Here is a 1,100-nt window from a genome sequence, read left to right on the forward strand (position 1 = left end):
GCGGCGATGAGCCCGGACGACATCAAGGCCAAGGACCTCTTCCCCAAGGGTTTCCTGCCCCTGCCGCATCCGAACCATCCCGAGGGCGGGATGGTCTTCCCGAAGTTCCACATAGACGAGATCCGGCGCCAGGAGATCGATCGCGACCTGACGCGCTTCGATCTGGACTACGACCTGCCCGACCATTTCCTGCCGGAGTTTCCGGCGCCGATCTTCCTGACGACGCGGCCCGACCTGGGCGACGTGTCCAAGGGCGAGCTGGTGACGATCAACAACTACTTCCGGCTGTTCAACGGCGTGCTGAACCCGAAGCAGCTGGAAGGCGTGCGGCTGCTGGTGACGCCGTTCCCGCAGCAGCAGTTCAACCAGACCGACGACCGGCGCACGCTGAAGCCCAGCCGCGGCGTGGCGTGCTTGGACTGTCATGCCAACGGCCACACGAACGCGTCGACGCACCTGGTCGGCGACATCCGACCGCAGCCGTTCCGGCACCGGATCGACACGCCGACGCTGCGCGGGGTCAACATCCAGCGGCTGTTCGGCTCGCAGCGGGCCTTGAAGACGGTGGAGGACTTCACCGAGTTCGAGCAACGCGCCGCCTACTTCGACGGCGATCCGGTGATCGCGACGAAGAAGGGCGTGAACGTGCTGGAGCGCGGCAGCCAGGTGCACTTCATGGCGGAGTTCCAGGCCCTGCTGGACTTCCCGCCGGCGCCGAAGCTGGGCATCGACGGCAAGCTTGATCCGAGGAAGGCGTCACAGCAGGAACTGCGCGGACAGCAGCTGTTCTTCGGCAAGGCGACCTGCGCGAGCTGCCACGCGCCGCCGTACTACACGGACAACCTGATGCACAACCTGCGGACCGAGCGCTTCTTCAAGCCGAGGATGATCAATGGGCGCATGGCCAACATGGATGGCCCGATCAAGACCTTCCCGCTGCGCGGCATCAAGGACTCGCCGCCCTACCTGCACGATGGCCGGCTGCTGACGCTGGAGGACTCGGTGGAGTTCTTCAACCTGGTGCTGGAGACCCAGCTCACCGAGCAGGAGAAGAAGGACCTGGTGGTGTTCTTGAAGGCGTTGTGAGCACCCTCGGGCGT

The 1,100-nt window shown here is 65.1% G+C and carries 1 pseudogene; it reads left to right on the forward strand.

From position 1 onward, the window contains the following. A pseudogene (locus tag FUT87_RS25310) lies at window positions 1-1,086 on the forward strand (hypothetical protein); the annotation flags it as partial. Window positions 1,087-1,100 lie beyond the last annotated feature (14 nt).

This window comes from Mitsuaria sp. TWR114, from assembly GCF_007997345.1.